This window comes from Lysinibacillus sp. FSL K6-3209 (assembly GCF_037976175.1).
Classification (GTDB): domain Bacteria; phylum Bacillota; class Bacilli; order Bacillales_A; family Planococcaceae; genus Lysinibacillus; species Lysinibacillus sphaericus_D.
In genome coordinates this window covers 2,161,206-2,176,813 of sequence record NZ_CP150264.1, presented here as the reverse complement: position 1 = coordinate 2,176,813, position 15,608 = coordinate 2,161,206, and the positions used below count along the sequence as shown (strand labels likewise).

Sequence of the window (15,608 nt, the reverse complement as noted above, 5' to 3'; positions counted from 1 at the left end):
ACTCCTCCTTTATCACATCATAATCGCGCCATCCACATGGAGTGTATGACCATGGACATAGGAAGCCTCTTCAGATGCTAAAAATAAATAAGCATTAGCAATATCCCTCGGTGTACCTAATCTTTGAAGCGGCACGATTGCTCGCATTTTTTCCAGTACCGTTTCGGGCATCTTTTTGACCATTTCAGTTTCTGTAAATCCAGGTGCCACCGCATTCACATTGATGCCTTTACGCCCTAACTCTTTTGCCCATGTTTTCGTCATACCTACAATCGCAGCTTTTGAAGCAGCATAATTTGTTTGTCCTACATTTCCATAAACACCACTGACCGAGGAGGTATTAATAATTTTTCCGTATCCAGCAGCTATCATATGAACACTAACCTCTTGCGTACAGTGGAAAACCCCTGACAAGTTGACATCAAGCACTTGCTGAAATTGGTCCTCTGTCATTTTTGACAACATGGCATCGCGTGTTATTCCTGCATTATTTACTAAAATATCAATGCGACCAGCTTGCTCGATCACAGTTGTAACAAGCTTTTTCACACTCTCTCTATCTGCTACATTAACCTGCACGAATATAGCTTTTTCACCTAGTTGATTGGCTGCCATTTTCCCCGCGTTGTCATCAAAATCCGCAAGATATACAACGGCTCCTTCTTCTATGAATCGTTCTGCTGCAGCAAATCCTATCCCGTTTGCCGCACCTGTAATAATGGCTACTTTATTGTTTAAGCGCATTGATTTTCCCTCCGAATTGTAAAAATGTTTCAATTTCAAATAGCAGTTGTTGTAAATCATCGATTAGCGGAGAATGCCCACAATTTTTTAAACGAACAAATTGTGCATGCTTTGCTAAATCGCACATTGTTTCCTCATTCATTTGCTCGGTAATCACTAAGTCACGGTCTCCTCTTAACACTAAAATCGGAATGTTTAGTTGTTGTACTTCATTCGTCCCTTTCGCCACTTCGTTATCTACTGCACTTAAATTAAAAGTATTTAACGCGTGGTAAACTTCGGCTAAATTTCTTTGTGTGAGCATATCGGCTACATAGGCATCATAGTGTTCAGGGTCGGGCTGACGATGGGTATAAATGATTGTATCCCAAATCGACTTTAAGCCTTGGCTATTTTTTGTATCGTAGAAACCTTGTACAGTCTTTGTTTTCGACGTATCCATCAGTACTTCTTGATACGTGGCAGCTCTTTTGAATGCGGCTGGATTGCCCGCACCGAAGTCACTATAAAATGGATACCCCCTCGTCGAAGCGGACGCCAATAAAATCAGACGTTGACAATAACCTGGATAATTTGCAACAAACTGCATGCATACAGCTCCGCCTGTGGACCAGCCAATCATGTCAAAATGGTCTAAGTCAATGGCATCCACAAATAGTTTGACATCATCACTAAAATCTTGAATAGCGCGAATAGGTTGATGATAAGATGAACCTCCAAAACCTCTTAAATCAATGGCATAAATCGTGTAGTTTGGATCTAAAGCTTCCAACAGCACATCCCAATGTTTGGAGGAGGTCATATTACCATGAATACACAATAACGTTTGGTTACCTCCATCCCGCTTACGATAAGCCATCGTTTCCCCATTTTTTAGTTGAACCGTTTGTAACATTGTGCTTCCTCCCTATCCCCAGCGAATTGTTATAGCTCCCCATACATAGCCGATACCCGCACTGACAAGCGTGATAATGTCCCCATCCACAATACGCTTTTGCTCTAACGCAAGCTGTAATGATAATATTTGATCAATTTGTCCAATATGACCATAGTCTTGAAGATAAATGGATTGTTCCTCTTTCAAACCAAGTTCTGATAGGATATATGCATGCGCAGACCGCTTCATATGAAGCATGGCGAGATAACTAATATGTTCTTCTCTTAATCCACTTTTCGCTAAAGATGTACGAATGACCTTTAAAAAATTATTTAAAGATTTTTGCTCAAGCCGTTCTTTCATACCGACTGGATCTAAAACATCTAATTGGTACAAATTATTCGCTAAATCTTCTGGTGTCAAAGGCTTTTTAGTGCCTCCAACGGGGATAACGACATCCTCCGAAAAAGAACCATCTGTCATAATATCCGCTTCTAATAAATGGTTGCGGCTGTAATTTTTTTGTAAAACAATAGCACCCCCACCTGCGCCCAAATTATACATAAAGCGTGTTCTCGGATTGCGATAATCGATAAAATCAACATTTCGATATCCTCCTGCAAGTAACACGGTGTGAATGCTGTCATCAGATTCCATTAAGCTTTTCGCTAACTTTAGTGCCATAATCGTCGTCCCACAGCGTAATTGCACATCGAATGCCCACGCATTGACGGCACCAAGCTCTTCTTGCATTTTGATGGAAGCCGTCCAAAGTGGATATTCCTTATGTTCTTCCCCTATATACATCACGACATCAATTGTTTTAGGTTCAATCCCTGCTTTTTGTATAGCTTCTTGTGCAGCCCAAATGCCCATTTGCACCGTATGATCCTGTTCATCAGGAATTGGTTTTTCGTGTATACCCAATTTGTGTCGAATAATGTGCTCAGGAATCATCGAACGCGCTGCAATTTCGGTTGCGGTCATTTTCCTTTGTGGCATATAGATTCCTGTACTGACAATACCTACAGTCATTCAAACCCCTCCTTTTCATGTGACAGGGCAGATGATGTTTTCCCTTTTGCTTTAAGCCTCCTTCTCCAATTCCAAATCATAAAACGGATAGAGCCTATAATCCCTTTTGGGAAAAAGATGACGGCTAAAATATAGAGAATACCAAAGAAAATAATCCAACGTTCAAATATGGGATAATCTCTCGCCATGCCTGACAGTGTATGTTGTGCATACTCAATCACGGCAGCACCAAGCAATGGTCCTGCTAATGTACCGACGCCTCCAATAATCGTCATTAATAATGCATCTAGCGTGATGTCCATCGTCATAACACTTGTATTAACAAATCGTAATGACAGCGCATAAAGTGAACCCGCTAAGCTTGCTACCGTTCCAGCTACAATTGATGCGATTACTTTATAATGTAGGGTCTGAAATCCTAATGATTTTGTTCTTTGCTCATTTTCTCGTACCGCAATTAAAATACGTCCGGTTGGTGACTGAACAAAGCGATAAAGCGCAATAAAAACTACTACTAAACACGCGAGTACAAAGAAATAGAATGTAATACGATCTTTAAACATTTCGGGTGCTCTAAATGTAAATCCGTCATTGCCATATGTAATGGAACGCCATTTTTCAGCAACAACTAAAAACAATCCAGAAAAAGCGAGTGTAAGCATCGCAAAAAAGTGACTTTTTAAACGCAAAGTCAGTAATCCAACAATAAAACTAACAATACCTGCTAAAAACATCCCTACAACTATGGATAATAAAAAGATAGAAAGTGTCGTATCGACTTGCTTCAGCATAACTGCTGTTGTATAAGCACCTATTCCAAAGAACATGGCGTGCCCAAACGATACTATCCCTGTATAACCAAGTAAAATATCATAGCTCATTGCTAAAATACCAAAGATAAAAATTTGCGTTAATAAGATAATCAATGTCCTTGAATCATTGACGAATGGCAGAAGTACGAGAATCGCTAACATAAGAACAAAACTAAGATGCTTCCACGTCAGCTTTTTCATCATGTCGATCGCTCCTTTCCGATTGTAAATAAGCCTTGTGGTCGGAAAATTAACACGATGGCCATAAGGATCATATTGACAGCAAGTGATAACACCGGCACATAATAGGCCATAAAGCTACCAGCAAGCCCTACTAAAATTGCAGCAAGCAGCGAGCCTGAAAAACTTCCCATGCCACCTATCACAACAACAATAAAACCTAATATTGCATATTCCATCCCCATCTCGGCATAAATAACACCCGAATATGGTGCCATTAACATACCGCTCAAGGCGGCTAAAGCAGCGCCTACCATAAAGACATATAAGAATACTTGTTTAATATGAATTCCGAGTGCTTGCGCCATTTCTTTATCCTGTACACCCGCTCGTACGATTAGCCCAATCTTTGTTCGCTTCAGCATGTATTGGAAAATCCCGAAAATCACAAAACCTACTACAATAATAAATAAACGATATTTAATAATAATGACATCTCCAAATTCCCAACTTCCTGCTAAATAGCTGGGTGTTTTCACGGACACACCATTTGGGCCGAACACGACCTTAATCATTTCTTGTAATACAAGCATTAACCCTAAAGTGATTAATATTTGTTGAATATGATTACCATATACCGGTGTAATAATAAACTTTTCCGTTAATAAACCTAAAACGGCACCTGCAACAATCGCTCCAATAATGCCAATTAAGAAACTTTCTGTGTACATATACGTAAATATCCCTGCATAGGCACCCCACACAAATAATCCGCCATGTGCAAAATTCAAAACATCCATTAGCCCAAAAATTAATGTCAGCCCTGCTGCAAGCAAAAAGATTAACATGCCTGTAGCCAGCCCGTTAATAACCAAATTTACGATTAGTTCCAACAAACCACACCTCCTTTATCCGATACCAAGATATTTACGTTTCAACTCTTCATTTTGGATAAGCTCTTTCATGTTCCCTGAATGTACTGTTTTACCATCATCAATTAATGTGTACGTATCGCCAATTCGACTGGCCATCATAAAGTTTTGCTCCACAAGGACAATGGACGTTTGCTTCTTCATTTCAACAATGGCTTCCATCACTTTCTCCACAACAATTGGCGCAAGCCCTTTAGACGGCTCGTCAATCAAAATCAATTGACTATCATTGATAAATGCTCTTGCCATTGATAGCATTTGCTTTTGACCACCAGAAAGATGACCACCAGCCTTTTTCCAAAATTTCTTTAAATCTGGAAAAAGTTCTAATACATACTGCTGTCGCTCCATAGCTGCCGTATTCTCTTTGCGCATCGCCACTTTCATATTTTCTTCTACCGTTAAATCTGAAAAAATTCCTTGGTTTTCGGGTACATAGCCAATACCTAATTTCGCCACTTTGTGGGTTGGGCTTTTTTTTATCGATTGCATTTGAAATTGAACATCGCCTTGTGAAGCGGGTGTCAAACCCATAATCGTTTTTAATGTGGTTGTTTTCCCCGCGCCATTTCTCCCTAGTAGAACACTGACCTGCCCTTCCATCGCTTCAAAATTCACACCTTGTAAAATATGGTATTGTCCAATATGCGTATGAACATCATGTAATTTCAGTAAGGTGTTCATCATACAGACCTCCTAAATAAGCATTTTGTACGGTTTCATTTTGCATAATGGCATCTGGCGTTCCATTGGCAAGAAGCTGACCATTAAATAACACCATAATGGAATCAGACAAATCCAAAATCATATCCATCTTGTGTTCAATTAACAAAATGGTTTTATCCCCTTTATTTTTAATTGTTCGAATTACTTCTAAAATAGCGGGTACTTCTTCTAATGACATACCGGCAGTAGGCTCATCTAGCAGTAAAATTTCCGTATCTAGTGCAAGCAACATCGCAATTTCTAATTTGCGTTTTTCCCCATGCGACAGCATCGTTGTCAATGCATCTCTTTTGTTATGGAGTAAAACAAGCGTCAATAGCTCTTCCGCTTTTTCTGTAATTGCTTGATAACTTTTAAAATGACGAAACATTTGATAACGTATTTTTTCTTTAGATTGCACAGCTAGTCGTACATTTTCTAACACTGTTAAATTTGGAAAAACATTTGTAATTTGAAATGAACGGCCTAGCCCCATACGTGTTCTTTCAACCGAAGATGCTTGCGCAAGCGACTGTCCTTTAAAATACACATCACCAGCAGTGGGTTTTAACTCCCCACTAATTAGATTAAAGAATGTCGTTTTGCCTGCCCCATTCGGACCTATAATGGATTTCAAATGTTTTTCTGGCATTGTAAAGTTCACATGATCGACCGCAATATGACCCCCAAATCGAATCGTTAAATTTTCTGTTCGCAAAATAGGCTCCATATTAATCTCCTTTCCAATGTTTCTATTGATCTTCACCTGCTCTTCCAAAGAAGAGATGAAGAGAGACAGCATGACATTGTTTTTCTGTCTCTCCAAGTAAAGTGAGGATCGTCTAATTCGAAATAGGTGGTGCCGTTTCCTTAGGACTAAGCTCACGAATTAGCACGGGCACTGGATAGTCAACACCCTCTTGTTGTTCTAAACGAATCGAATACATCGACTGTAACGCTTGATGATCTTCTTTTCGGAAAGTCATTGTGCCTTTTGGCGTTTCAAATGACATTCCTTCCATAATGCCAATTAGTTTCTTTCCGTCCGCGTCCCCTTCCGATTTTTTCAACGCTTCTACAATCGAAATCGCGGCAGACATCCCACCAGGTGTAAATAAATCTGGCACTTCATCAAAGCGTTTTTGGTGCTCTTCAACTAACCATTGATTCACATCATTTTGTGGCAACGTATGATAGTAAACCGAGAACCCTTCCATTCCTATTAGCGGATTCATAAACTTTAGGGCAATAATATCTGGTGCGCCTGTAGAAATTTTAATGCCTTTCTCTTGGATTTTAAGATCGGCAATTTGATTCCAAGGCGAGTTAGCCCCAGCCCACACAACAAATAAATAATCCGGCTTGGCATCAATCACTTTTTGCAAATTAGACGTAAAATCCGTTGCTGCTGGATCGGCATATTCTTCTAAAACAATTTCTGCGCCTAGTTTTTCCGCCGCTGTTTTAAATGCTTTTACCCCATCCCAGCCGAATGAGTAATCAGGAGCAAACGTCGCAATTTTAACGCCCTTGTTAGCGATTGCAGCCGCTGCAGCATATGCATCTTGTGAGGAGTTTCGCCCTGTACGGAATATATAGTCATTAAATTCTGCACCAGTAATGCTATCAGCTACTGCTGGTTCAACGACCATAATTTTTTCGTATTCCTCTGCTAATGGCAGGACAGCGAGCGTATCACCAGAGCTAGATGAACCAACTAAAAAATCGACTTTATCATCTTCAAGCAGTTTGGTAGCCTTTTGTACAGCTACTTCCGGTTTCGTTTCTGTATCTTCATAGACAATTTCTATTTTTTTACCGTTTACCTCCATGCTACCGTTTGTTGCATATTCGATACCTAAATCAAATCCACGCTGTGTTTGCTTTCCGTACGATTCTAAAGCACCTGTCAATGACGCCAGTACTCCGATTTTAATCGTGCCGCCTTGTTCTCCTTCCGCTTCCTTGGAAGCAGAACTGTCAGTGGAGCTTTCTTTTGCTCCTTCCCCATTACAAGCTGCTATCAACAAAGTCAAAACGGCTAACAGTAACACTAACCAATACTTTTTCATCCCAAAACCCCTTTCATTGTGAACTATAGAAAGCGCTTTCTTCTCCATGCATTTACTATATAAAAGTCCAGTTACAAATCAGTTACAAATTTGGAATCGTGATTGGAAGAAATAAAAAATGAGTTTGGCTCATGCCAAACTCATTGAAGTGATTTCTTTGCATTTCCCTCTTTTATGAGTACTTGCGCTACAAGAAAAAAGAGCTATTCGTTTCTTCTACTCGATCTAACCATTCGCTAACAAGCACATAGAAAAGATTGGATTGTTCTATTTGTAGATTATGCCCTGCTCTATCTAAGATGGAAAATGTTGCTCTTGGGAATAAATCAAGCAAGTGAAGGGCATCTTGATAGCCGACGACCGAATCTTGCTTGCCTACTAAAAACAGACTCGGTTGTTGGAATGGAATGTCCTTTAAAGCAAAGGAAAACCCATAGTTTTGCAGGATTTTTTCAAGAAAAGCCTCATCTGCCAGTTGACAGCCAACTAATACTTCATTCGTATATCGATGCCAGTTATATGCATCTAAGACCACTTGATGGGTGCTGAAATCCTCTTCTTCTTGTTTCGTCAATGTGGCTAAAAAAGGTTGATCAGTTGCAACAATCGTATGCGCTGGCACAATGCGATCTTGTTTTTCGGGAACAATCATAGGGCAAACAAAGGCAACACCTAAAATACGATCCTCAAGTTTCTGCAGAATCCCTCTTGTTAAATACCCTCCGTAAGATTCACCCGCTATAACAAAAGATTGACTCGGCAAAACTGTCTGGATAAATTCTACTACTGCTTCTAACATATCATCTGTATTATGGATGTGTTCATAATCTTTTGTTTTACCCATACCTGGTAAATCAAGATAAATGCGTTTCCAGCCCTCCCGTTGCGTAAAAATCGGCTCCATACATCCCTTCATAAGTCGATGATCAGGAGTAAATCCGTGTAGCATAATAATAGGTTGTCCTACACCTATCTCTTCATAATAAATAGTTGCATTCGTTACTTGACAAAATGGCATTTGGGCTCCTCCCATAATTCAACGTATAATACGAAATGGTTTAATAAACATTAACAGTTTTAGCTCTACGTGCTAGCCCATTATTAAATCATACACAGCCATTGTTGATTCCATCGGTGTGGTTTTGAGCTCTGTTTGTAATTGTTGTACACATCTTTCATACCATTTTAATGCCTGTGAGCGGTTATTCAATTGGTAATAACTATACATTAAAAGACGATACCCTTCTTCCCAAAGTATATCTTCTTGAATCATTTTCTCCGCATAAAAAATGGCTTGTTTAAAATGATGTTGGCGCGTAGCATTTTGGGCTAATCGTTCAAGTACTTCAATATATAAAGTCTGTAACTTATCACGGTCTTGCGTCAACCAATCAATTTGCTTTTTTTCTGCATATAGAACATCTGTATAACTATTCGCAGCTAGTTGTAGCCACTCATCCGAAAAATGAGGGTCAAACTCCTCCATCCCTAACGTATAATAATAATAAAATCGTTCGACATCAATATGCAAAAACTGAATATGCTGTAGCTGATACATATTGTTTTTGCGATGAATAAAAAAGCTATCCTGACGGGCATTCCGCCTTGGTTCTAGCACTTTTAACAAAGTATTTAAAACAACTTTAAAATCGCGATCTACTGTCTCCACAGAACGTTCCGGCCATAACGCATGCGCAATTTCCTCTTTAGGCGTATACCGTTGGCGATGACAATACAAATAAACAAAGAGCTCCTTCGATTTTTCGCGTTGCCATTCTTTATCTCCCAGTTTCCGATGATTTCTGATTAAATTTAAACTACCAAGTAAATTCACTTGTATGTCATCTGTAGGGTACACGATATTGCCTTCCATTTGAAAATCATTTCGCAATGTTTGAATTGCGGCATTGTCTAGCCCACAGTGTTCACTATACTGCAAAAGCTCATAAAAAATCATTAAATTCGCTGGGCCAAGAATCGACTTTCTTTGAAAAAAATAATGATAGCCATTAGCAATACAAGTACTAGCAAAGTGCTGAAAACATTGACAAAATAGATGGGCGTTTTTCTCTTGCAAGGCAATAACAGATTGATAGAAAAAAACATGCATCTCCCCATATTGATCCCCACAATCAAGAAATAGCTTATGTGCCTTCACTAATATTTGTTTGGCTTCTTGCCACTCCTGACATGAAATCATTGCTTTCACTTCAGCAAGTAAAATAAGGGCTGTCATCCAAGCATCTTGTACTTGCTCCGTTTCCTGCAAACCTAAAGCTAAATATTTTCTGGCAGCAACGTTATCCCCTAGTGCATGTTTGGCAATGGCAAGTCCCATATAAGGTTCCGCCTTTACACGCGAAATATTAATGGTATTCATTAACGTAATCGCCTTCTCATAGGCGTCACAAGCTCCAGCATAATTCGGAAAATCCAATAATAGCAAGGCATGCGCTTTTCGATTGTAGCCTACTGCCTCAATAAAAATAGACTTTTCACGGACGCCTCTTCGAATGCCATGCTGAGCGGTATACCACGCTTCTTTACCTTGACCTAATAGAGAAAAAACAAAGGATGCCAAAAGTTCACTTTCCCTATGTGTAACTACTAATTGCGGAGGCATTTCCAATCTTTCAATCAAAAGATTCTTTGCTTCCACTAGTTGACCCGTTCGTAATAAAATCCGCACATCTACATTTGCCCTATGCAACACAGCTTCATTTAACTTGACTTCATCTATAAATTGTTGAGCCTTTTTTGCCTTTCCTAAATTCACTAGATTCTCTGCATACTGACGTTGCAATTCTAAAAGTGCTTCCTCACTTAACGCAGCTTCCGGAGCCAATTGTAAGGCACGCTTTAAATAGGGTTCTGCTAATGCAGGTTGGATTGTATCAAGATAAATGTGCGCTAATCCAGCCTGTGCCTTTGTTATATAGAGCACATCATGATTGCTTTTAGCGATTCTTTCAGCCATTTCGTACGCATATTTAGCCTTTTCATAATAGGCTCGATATCGATGGCACTCTCCTTCAAAAAAATAGAGACGATAAAATTTCACTTTTTCTTCCGTTGAAAAACGATGAATTTTCTCTAATAGCCATTCAAACTGACCAGCTTTTACTAAATTTTCCGCATAATCTTGCAATAGTGTGCCACTAAAGTTCAAATCATTTGTTTTAAATGCATGATGTAAAATAGCATGCACATCGTTTTCTTGAACGTAAAACAAGGCAGCTTTTTTATGCAATTGAACAAATTGTTGCGGATTTTGCTGCCATTTTATTTCTAAAAACCGACGAAATAAAGCATGAAAACGGTAAAAGCCATTTTCAGCCATTGGTTGAATAAATAAGTGTTTTTGCAACAACTGTTTGAATGTTTCAGCGGTTTCACTCTGATAAAACTGCGCAATTAACGCTTCGGAGAAAGTAGGAAATATCGCTAATTGAAGTAATGTCTTTTGTTCAAATTTAGGCATCTTGAAGAAAACTTCCTCCGATAAGTAAGTAAACAAATCGTTTGAATGGATTGTTAACCAGTACTCTAGCGCTTCATTGTTCCATTGTTCAGCTAGTAATGTGATGGAGATTGCCCAGCCTTCTGTAATTTCCAATACTTTTAGTATTTCATCTTGTGACAGGTGTATGGCTCCATAATCTTCAAAAAACACAGCAATTTCTTCAGCTGAAAATGCTAAATCCGTTTCTGTTATAAAATGAGCTTTCATCTGCATTTTTAATTTTCGAATGATATCCCATTTCGGTAATGTTCTAGAGGCAATCATAAAATGAATATGAGGCGGTGAAAATTCAATAATTTTTTCCATTACATAGTTTATATGAAATTCGTGGTCTACTAAATGGTAGTCGTCAATAACAAGTAAAAAGGAGTCTTCGATCTCACATAAACTATTCACAAATAACTTATACCAGCGATTCAATTCTTCAATTTTAGGAAAGCGTGATACTTGATGCCAATTGTCAAATTGTACACCGAAGTGTGGTATGACCCGTTGAATACTATAAAGTAAATGTTTTAGAAAGGGTAATATATTATCATCCTCTTCGGAAACACTATACCAAGAAAACGGGCTCGATTCCGCATGTAAAAACTGTGCAAGAATTGTGGTCTTTCCGTAACCAGCACCACTATGAATAAAAGTACAGGTGTGTTCAAGACCTTTTTTTAGCTTTTTCATCAATGCAGCTCGACGAATACAGTGATTAGATGGAATTGGCGGAATACATTTCGATTGAATAATAATATCTGCTGTCATTTTTACACTAACCTCCCCATAAGAACGGTAAGACGGGTTGTGGAACAGACTATGCTCCATTCTTTTTGAATAGTTAAATTATTGACAGTTTATCATATACTATATGTAGTTTTGCATATTTCCAATGAATATTACAACAAGCTATTATTTTATGTAGAGAACGAAAGTTAGTGAAATAAAATAATCCCGATTATCATGGCTAGATAATTGAAGTGACCCCTAAAAGTTAGACACGGTTATTTCATTAGGCAGCTTGGGTAAACTGAGTTCGGTATTGTACCGGACTCAGTTTTAATTTTGCCTTAATTCGTTTCGTATTGTAATACGTTATATAGTTTTCAAGTTCCAATTTAAAATGCTCAACACTTTCGAACTCCTTTAAATAAAGGAATTCCGATTTCAAAATCCCAAAGAAATTCTCCATCACCGAGTTGTCATAACAGTTGCCTTTACGTGACATACTTTGCACAATGCCTTTTGATGCAAGTGCGTGACGGTATTGCTTCATTTGATAATGCCAGCCTTGATCGGAATGCATCAGTAATTGGCGTTCCTCTGGTAACTTCTCTAATGCTTTCTCCAACATTTCTGAGACAAGTGAATACGTTGGTCGATGACCAATTGTGTAAGTAATAATTTCTCCGTTAAATAAGTCTAAAACAGGGGATAAATAGAGTTTTTCACCAAACAATTTAAACTCTGAAATATCTGTTACCCACTTTTCATTAGGGGCTTCAGCTGTAAATTTGCGGTCTAAAATATTCGGTGCGATTTTACCGACTGTCCCTTTATATGATTTATACTTTTTCATTCTGACTACGCACTTTAAACGAAGTGTTTTCATGATACGTTGTACTTTCTTATGATTCACTCTTCGTCCACGATTTGCGAGTTCATCACGAATGCGACGGTATCCGTAACGGCCTTCATGTTCGTTATAGATGGATTGAATTTCAGCCTTTAAGTCGGTATCTGGATCGGGACGATTCAGTTTCTTCACTATGTCATAATACGTACTACGTGGAATCTGTGCGAATTCGACAAGTGCCTTCACCGAGTATTTATGCCTTAATTCATAGATGACCTTTACTTTGTCTTCTTTGGTGATGTTTCTTTGGCTTGAACTAAGGCGTTCAACTTTTTTAAATACTCGTTTTCCATTTCAAGCTGCTTGATACGAGCTTGAAGTGCTTCTGGTGAGCCTTCTACTGGTGTATGTTTTGGTTGTTTATTGGTTTCTTTTTTCATGGATGGACGCCCCTTTTCCTTTGATTGAAGGGCATCGAATCCTTTTGTTTCAAACTGTTTTCGCCAATGAATAATGGACGATGGAGCTGCTATACCAAAGATAGCCGCTGTTTCTATTAAGGACGTGCCGTGCTCAATCATGAAGTTTAGTACGTCTAGTTTAAACTGTGCTGTATAGTTTGTATATGATTTTATAAACGCTTCAACACCGTTATACTCATATTGTTTAGCCCAGTTAAGAATAGCCTTATGATCTGTCCCAATCGATTTAGCAATTTCATGTGAACTTTCTTTGCCTTCTAAGTATCGTAAAGCTGCTTGTAATTTTTCCTCTGCAGTATATTTAGCCATTAAAAAACTGCACCTCCAATTGTTAGATGTGTCTAACAATTGGGGTGCAGTTCAAATCGGGATTGGGGCTTTATTTTTATAATAGTTCCTTACGTAATTGTGCAGCTGATTTTGGAGATAACAGACCGAACGGAATATCGAATACTGTTTTTGCGCCTTTTTCGCCCGCTTGACTTAAGCGGTGTGCTGCACGTGCATAAGCCACAAGGACACTTGACGTGAAGTTTGGATTACTTTCAAGTTTTAACGAGAATTCTAAAATTTGTTTATCGTTAGCGCCACTTTCACCACTGCGAATAACGAAGCCACCATGTGGCATGCCTGTATGGTTGGCATTAAACTCATCTTCAGAGATAAAGTTTACAGTTGTGTTATACTCATCGAAATAGTTCGGCATTGTTACAATTTCTTGCTCTACTTTTGCCGCATCTGCGCCTTCTTCAAGCACTACCCAGCATTCACGTGCATGCTTTTCACGTGTAGTAAGCTCTGGATTCTCACCATTACGAACACGTTCTACAGCATCTTTGATAGGTAATGTATACTGTACAGCATTTTTAACGCCTTCAATACGACGAACTGCATCCGAGTGGCCTTGGCTTAAGCCGTCACCCCAGAATGTATACGTTGTACCTACAGGTAATACTGCCTCGCCTAAAACACGATTTAAAGAAAATAGACCTGGATCCCAACCTACGGAGATAACAGACACTTTACCAGATTTTTGAGCAGCAGCGTCAACCGCTTCGAAAAACTCTGGAATTTTCGCATGAGTATCAAAACTATCAATTGTATTAAACCATTGCGCAAAGTGTGGACCTTGCTCAGGTAAATCCGTTGCAGAGCCACCACATAAAATCATTACATCAATGTCATCTTGAAATTTTTCAGCATCATCTACTAAATATACGCTCGCGTTACTTGCAACGCTCACTGTTGAAGGATCACGACGTGTGAATACTGCTACTAATTCCATATCTGGATTTTGTGAAATAGCGAATTCAACACCGCGCCCTAAATTTCCATAACCGACAATACCTACTCGAATTGCACTCATTAAAATTCCTCCTCACGTTAACGTGACAATGTGAAACCTTTCACGTTAATTCTACTTACAATAATACTTTGAGTTAGAAAAATTCACAATAGTTTGAGTACGTGTTTTTCTCTAGAAATTATACAAGTTTTCTATGATTTCTATACATATATGGCATGAATACGGTTACAATTTACTAAAAAAAAGTCGAACTTTTAAGTTTTCGTAAAAGCCATGTAAATCAAGACTTTTTACTCGCTAGGTCTTGTACAATGTAAATAACGACGAAGGGGGCATGATGAATGAAAGGTTATGGTTTCTCACCTAGTACAACGAAGGTTTTTCTAAAAAACGAGCAACAAGCCAAACAGCAATCGAACTCGGTATTCGTTAGACAATTGAGAATTCCCATTGCAACAAACATAAAATGTACGGCAAAAAACCTCATGAATCACCAAACGGCACTAAAAGTAGCTTATTTTATGAATATGCCTTTAGCACCGTTAAATGACCTTCCTAACAGTGTAATAAAGAATGGTTACAAATTTCGTACCTGCTGCCATAGTGAAAAACAAATAGCTCGCTGGCTCGTTAAAAAAAGTGAGTACAACAGAGCAAGACTCAAACGCCATCATTATTATTGAATTTCTTGCGCTAATTGCATCAGACGTGCCTCATCCATAATATGATAGCCGTTCTTTTTCTTTTCTAAAATGTTAGCTTCACAAAATTGAGCAAGAACATATAATAAATGCCGGTAAGAGACCCCCAAGTATTCACAAATCTCTGTATGTTTTTCTTTATAAATGCCTTTGTCAGATGATAGCTGGATAAAGGCAGCTAACCGATTTTCCAGTGGATAAGCCTGATTTTGCGTATACTTAGACGTCATTTTGGAAGCTTTTTCCCCTAAAAAGACACATAATCGACGTAAAAACGGCGCATCTGCTAATAACATGTCTTTACATCCCTGCGTCGCAATGGATAAACAGATTGTCTCTGTCACCGTTTGAATCCCCTTTGTATACCTCGCCTCATTCAGCAATTCAATTTCTCCCATAAAACATGGCGCTTCTATATATTCAATCAGCGATACCTTTCCATTTTTATGTGTCATATACAATTTTGCTTTGCCTTCCATCATATAGTACAGCGTATCTGGAAAAGACCCTTCTTTAAAAATCCATTCCCCTTTCTCAAATTTACATATTTCTATATAAGGATGAATATTAAACGAAAAAAAATCTTCAATTTGAAAATTTTCTATATAGTAAGAACGTTCTTCACCTGTAAGTTTTTGCATTTTTTTATGGACTCCTGTTCAAAAGTATGAGATA

General features: G+C 38.5%; 14 protein-coding genes. 1 reads left to right on the top strand and 13 read right to left on the bottom strand.

Annotated elements, in window-relative coordinates:
- Positions 1 to 12: 12 nt before the first annotated feature.
- The 12 genes from fabG to MHH88_RS10380 all read right to left on the bottom strand — a co-directional run bounded on the left by fabG (position 13) and on the right by MHH88_RS10380 (position 14,292).
- Entirely contained in the window at positions 13 to 744 is a 732-nt protein-coding gene (gene fabG / locus MHH88_RS10435) for a 3-oxoacyl-ACP reductase FabG (protein WP_025219463.1), read from the bottom strand.
- Positions 728 to 1,639, bottom strand: a complete 912-nt coding sequence (locus MHH88_RS10430) for an alpha/beta hydrolase (protein ID WP_339262849.1) — start codon at positions 1,637 to 1,639, stop codon at positions 728 to 730. The genes fabG and MHH88_RS10430 overlap by 17 nt, the downstream gene beginning before the upstream one ends.
- Positions 1,640 to 1,651: 12 nt before the next feature.
- Positions 1,652 to 2,656, bottom strand: coding sequence for a 3-oxoacyl-ACP synthase (locus MHH88_RS10425; protein WP_339262848.1), 1,005 nt, complete (start codon positions 2,654 to 2,656; stop codon positions 1,652 to 1,654).
- Positions 2,653 to 3,672 (bottom strand): branched-chain amino acid ABC transporter permease, encoded by a 1,020-nt coding sequence (locus MHH88_RS10420; protein ID WP_339262847.1) that lies wholly within the window; start codon positions 3,670 to 3,672, stop codon positions 2,653 to 2,655. Before MHH88_RS10420 ends, MHH88_RS10425 begins: the two co-directional genes overlap by 4 nt.
- Positions 3,669 to 4,541: a branched-chain amino acid ABC transporter permease gene (locus MHH88_RS10415; RefSeq protein WP_069512666.1), complete on the bottom strand. Its 873-nt coding sequence runs from the start codon at positions 4,539 to 4,541 to the stop codon at positions 3,669 to 3,671. The genes MHH88_RS10420 and MHH88_RS10415 overlap by 4 nt, the downstream gene beginning before the upstream one ends.
- Before the next feature lie 15 nt (positions 4,542 to 4,556).
- The gene (locus MHH88_RS10410; RefSeq protein ID WP_339263040.1) at positions 4,557 to 5,264 is read right to left on the bottom strand and encodes an ABC transporter ATP-binding protein; all 708 of its coding nucleotides are present in this window, start codon (positions 5,262 to 5,264) and stop codon (positions 4,557 to 4,559) included.
- Complete coding sequence (locus tag MHH88_RS10405; protein ID WP_339262846.1) at positions 5,239 to 6,015, bottom strand: ABC transporter ATP-binding protein; 777 nt, start codon at positions 6,013 to 6,015, stop codon at positions 5,239 to 5,241. Before MHH88_RS10405 ends, MHH88_RS10410 begins: the two co-directional genes overlap by 26 nt.
- Positions 6,016 to 6,127: 112 nt before the next feature.
- Complete coding sequence (locus MHH88_RS10400; protein ID WP_339262845.1) at positions 6,128 to 7,357, bottom strand: substrate-binding domain-containing protein; 1,230 nt, start codon at positions 7,355 to 7,357, stop codon at positions 6,128 to 6,130.
- Between the two features lie 187 nt (positions 7,358 to 7,544).
- Positions 7,545 to 8,375, bottom strand: a complete 831-nt coding sequence (locus MHH88_RS10395) for an alpha/beta hydrolase (RefSeq protein WP_339262844.1) — start codon at positions 8,373 to 8,375, stop codon at positions 7,545 to 7,547.
- A gap of 72 nt (positions 8,376 to 8,447) precedes the next feature.
- Positions 8,448 to 11,636, bottom strand: coding sequence for a BTAD domain-containing putative transcriptional regulator (locus MHH88_RS10390; RefSeq protein ID WP_339262843.1), 3,189 nt, complete (start codon positions 11,634 to 11,636; stop codon positions 8,448 to 8,450).
- 244 nt (positions 11,637 to 11,880) lie between these two features.
- A protein-coding gene (locus tag MHH88_RS10385) for an IS3 family transposase (RefSeq protein ID WP_337982349.1) occupies positions 11,881 to 13,235 on the bottom strand; the annotation gives its coding sequence in 2 pieces (ribosomal slippage) (positions 11,881 to 12,782 and positions 12,782 to 13,235; 1,356 coding nt in all).
- A gap of 76 nt (positions 13,236 to 13,311) precedes the next feature.
- Complete coding sequence (locus tag MHH88_RS10380; protein ID WP_069512672.1) at positions 13,312 to 14,292, bottom strand: diaminopimelate dehydrogenase; 981 nt, start codon at positions 14,290 to 14,292, stop codon at positions 13,312 to 13,314.
- 281 nt (positions 14,293 to 14,573) lie between these two features.
- Here MHH88_RS10380 and MHH88_RS10375 point away from each other — a divergent pair, with 281 nt between their 5' ends.
- Positions 14,574 to 14,915, top strand: a complete 342-nt coding sequence (locus MHH88_RS10375) for a hypothetical protein (RefSeq protein WP_069512673.1) — start codon at positions 14,574 to 14,576, stop codon at positions 14,913 to 14,915.
- On the opposite strand, the gene yeiL is transcribed toward MHH88_RS10375, so the two are convergent.
- A complete protein-coding gene (gene yeiL / locus MHH88_RS10370; RefSeq protein WP_339262842.1) occupies positions 14,909 to 15,574 on the bottom strand; it encodes a transcriptional regulator YeiL in 666 nt (221 codons plus the stop codon). The genes MHH88_RS10375 and yeiL overlap by 7 nt on opposite strands.
- Between the last annotated feature and the right edge of the window lie 34 nt (positions 15,575 to 15,608).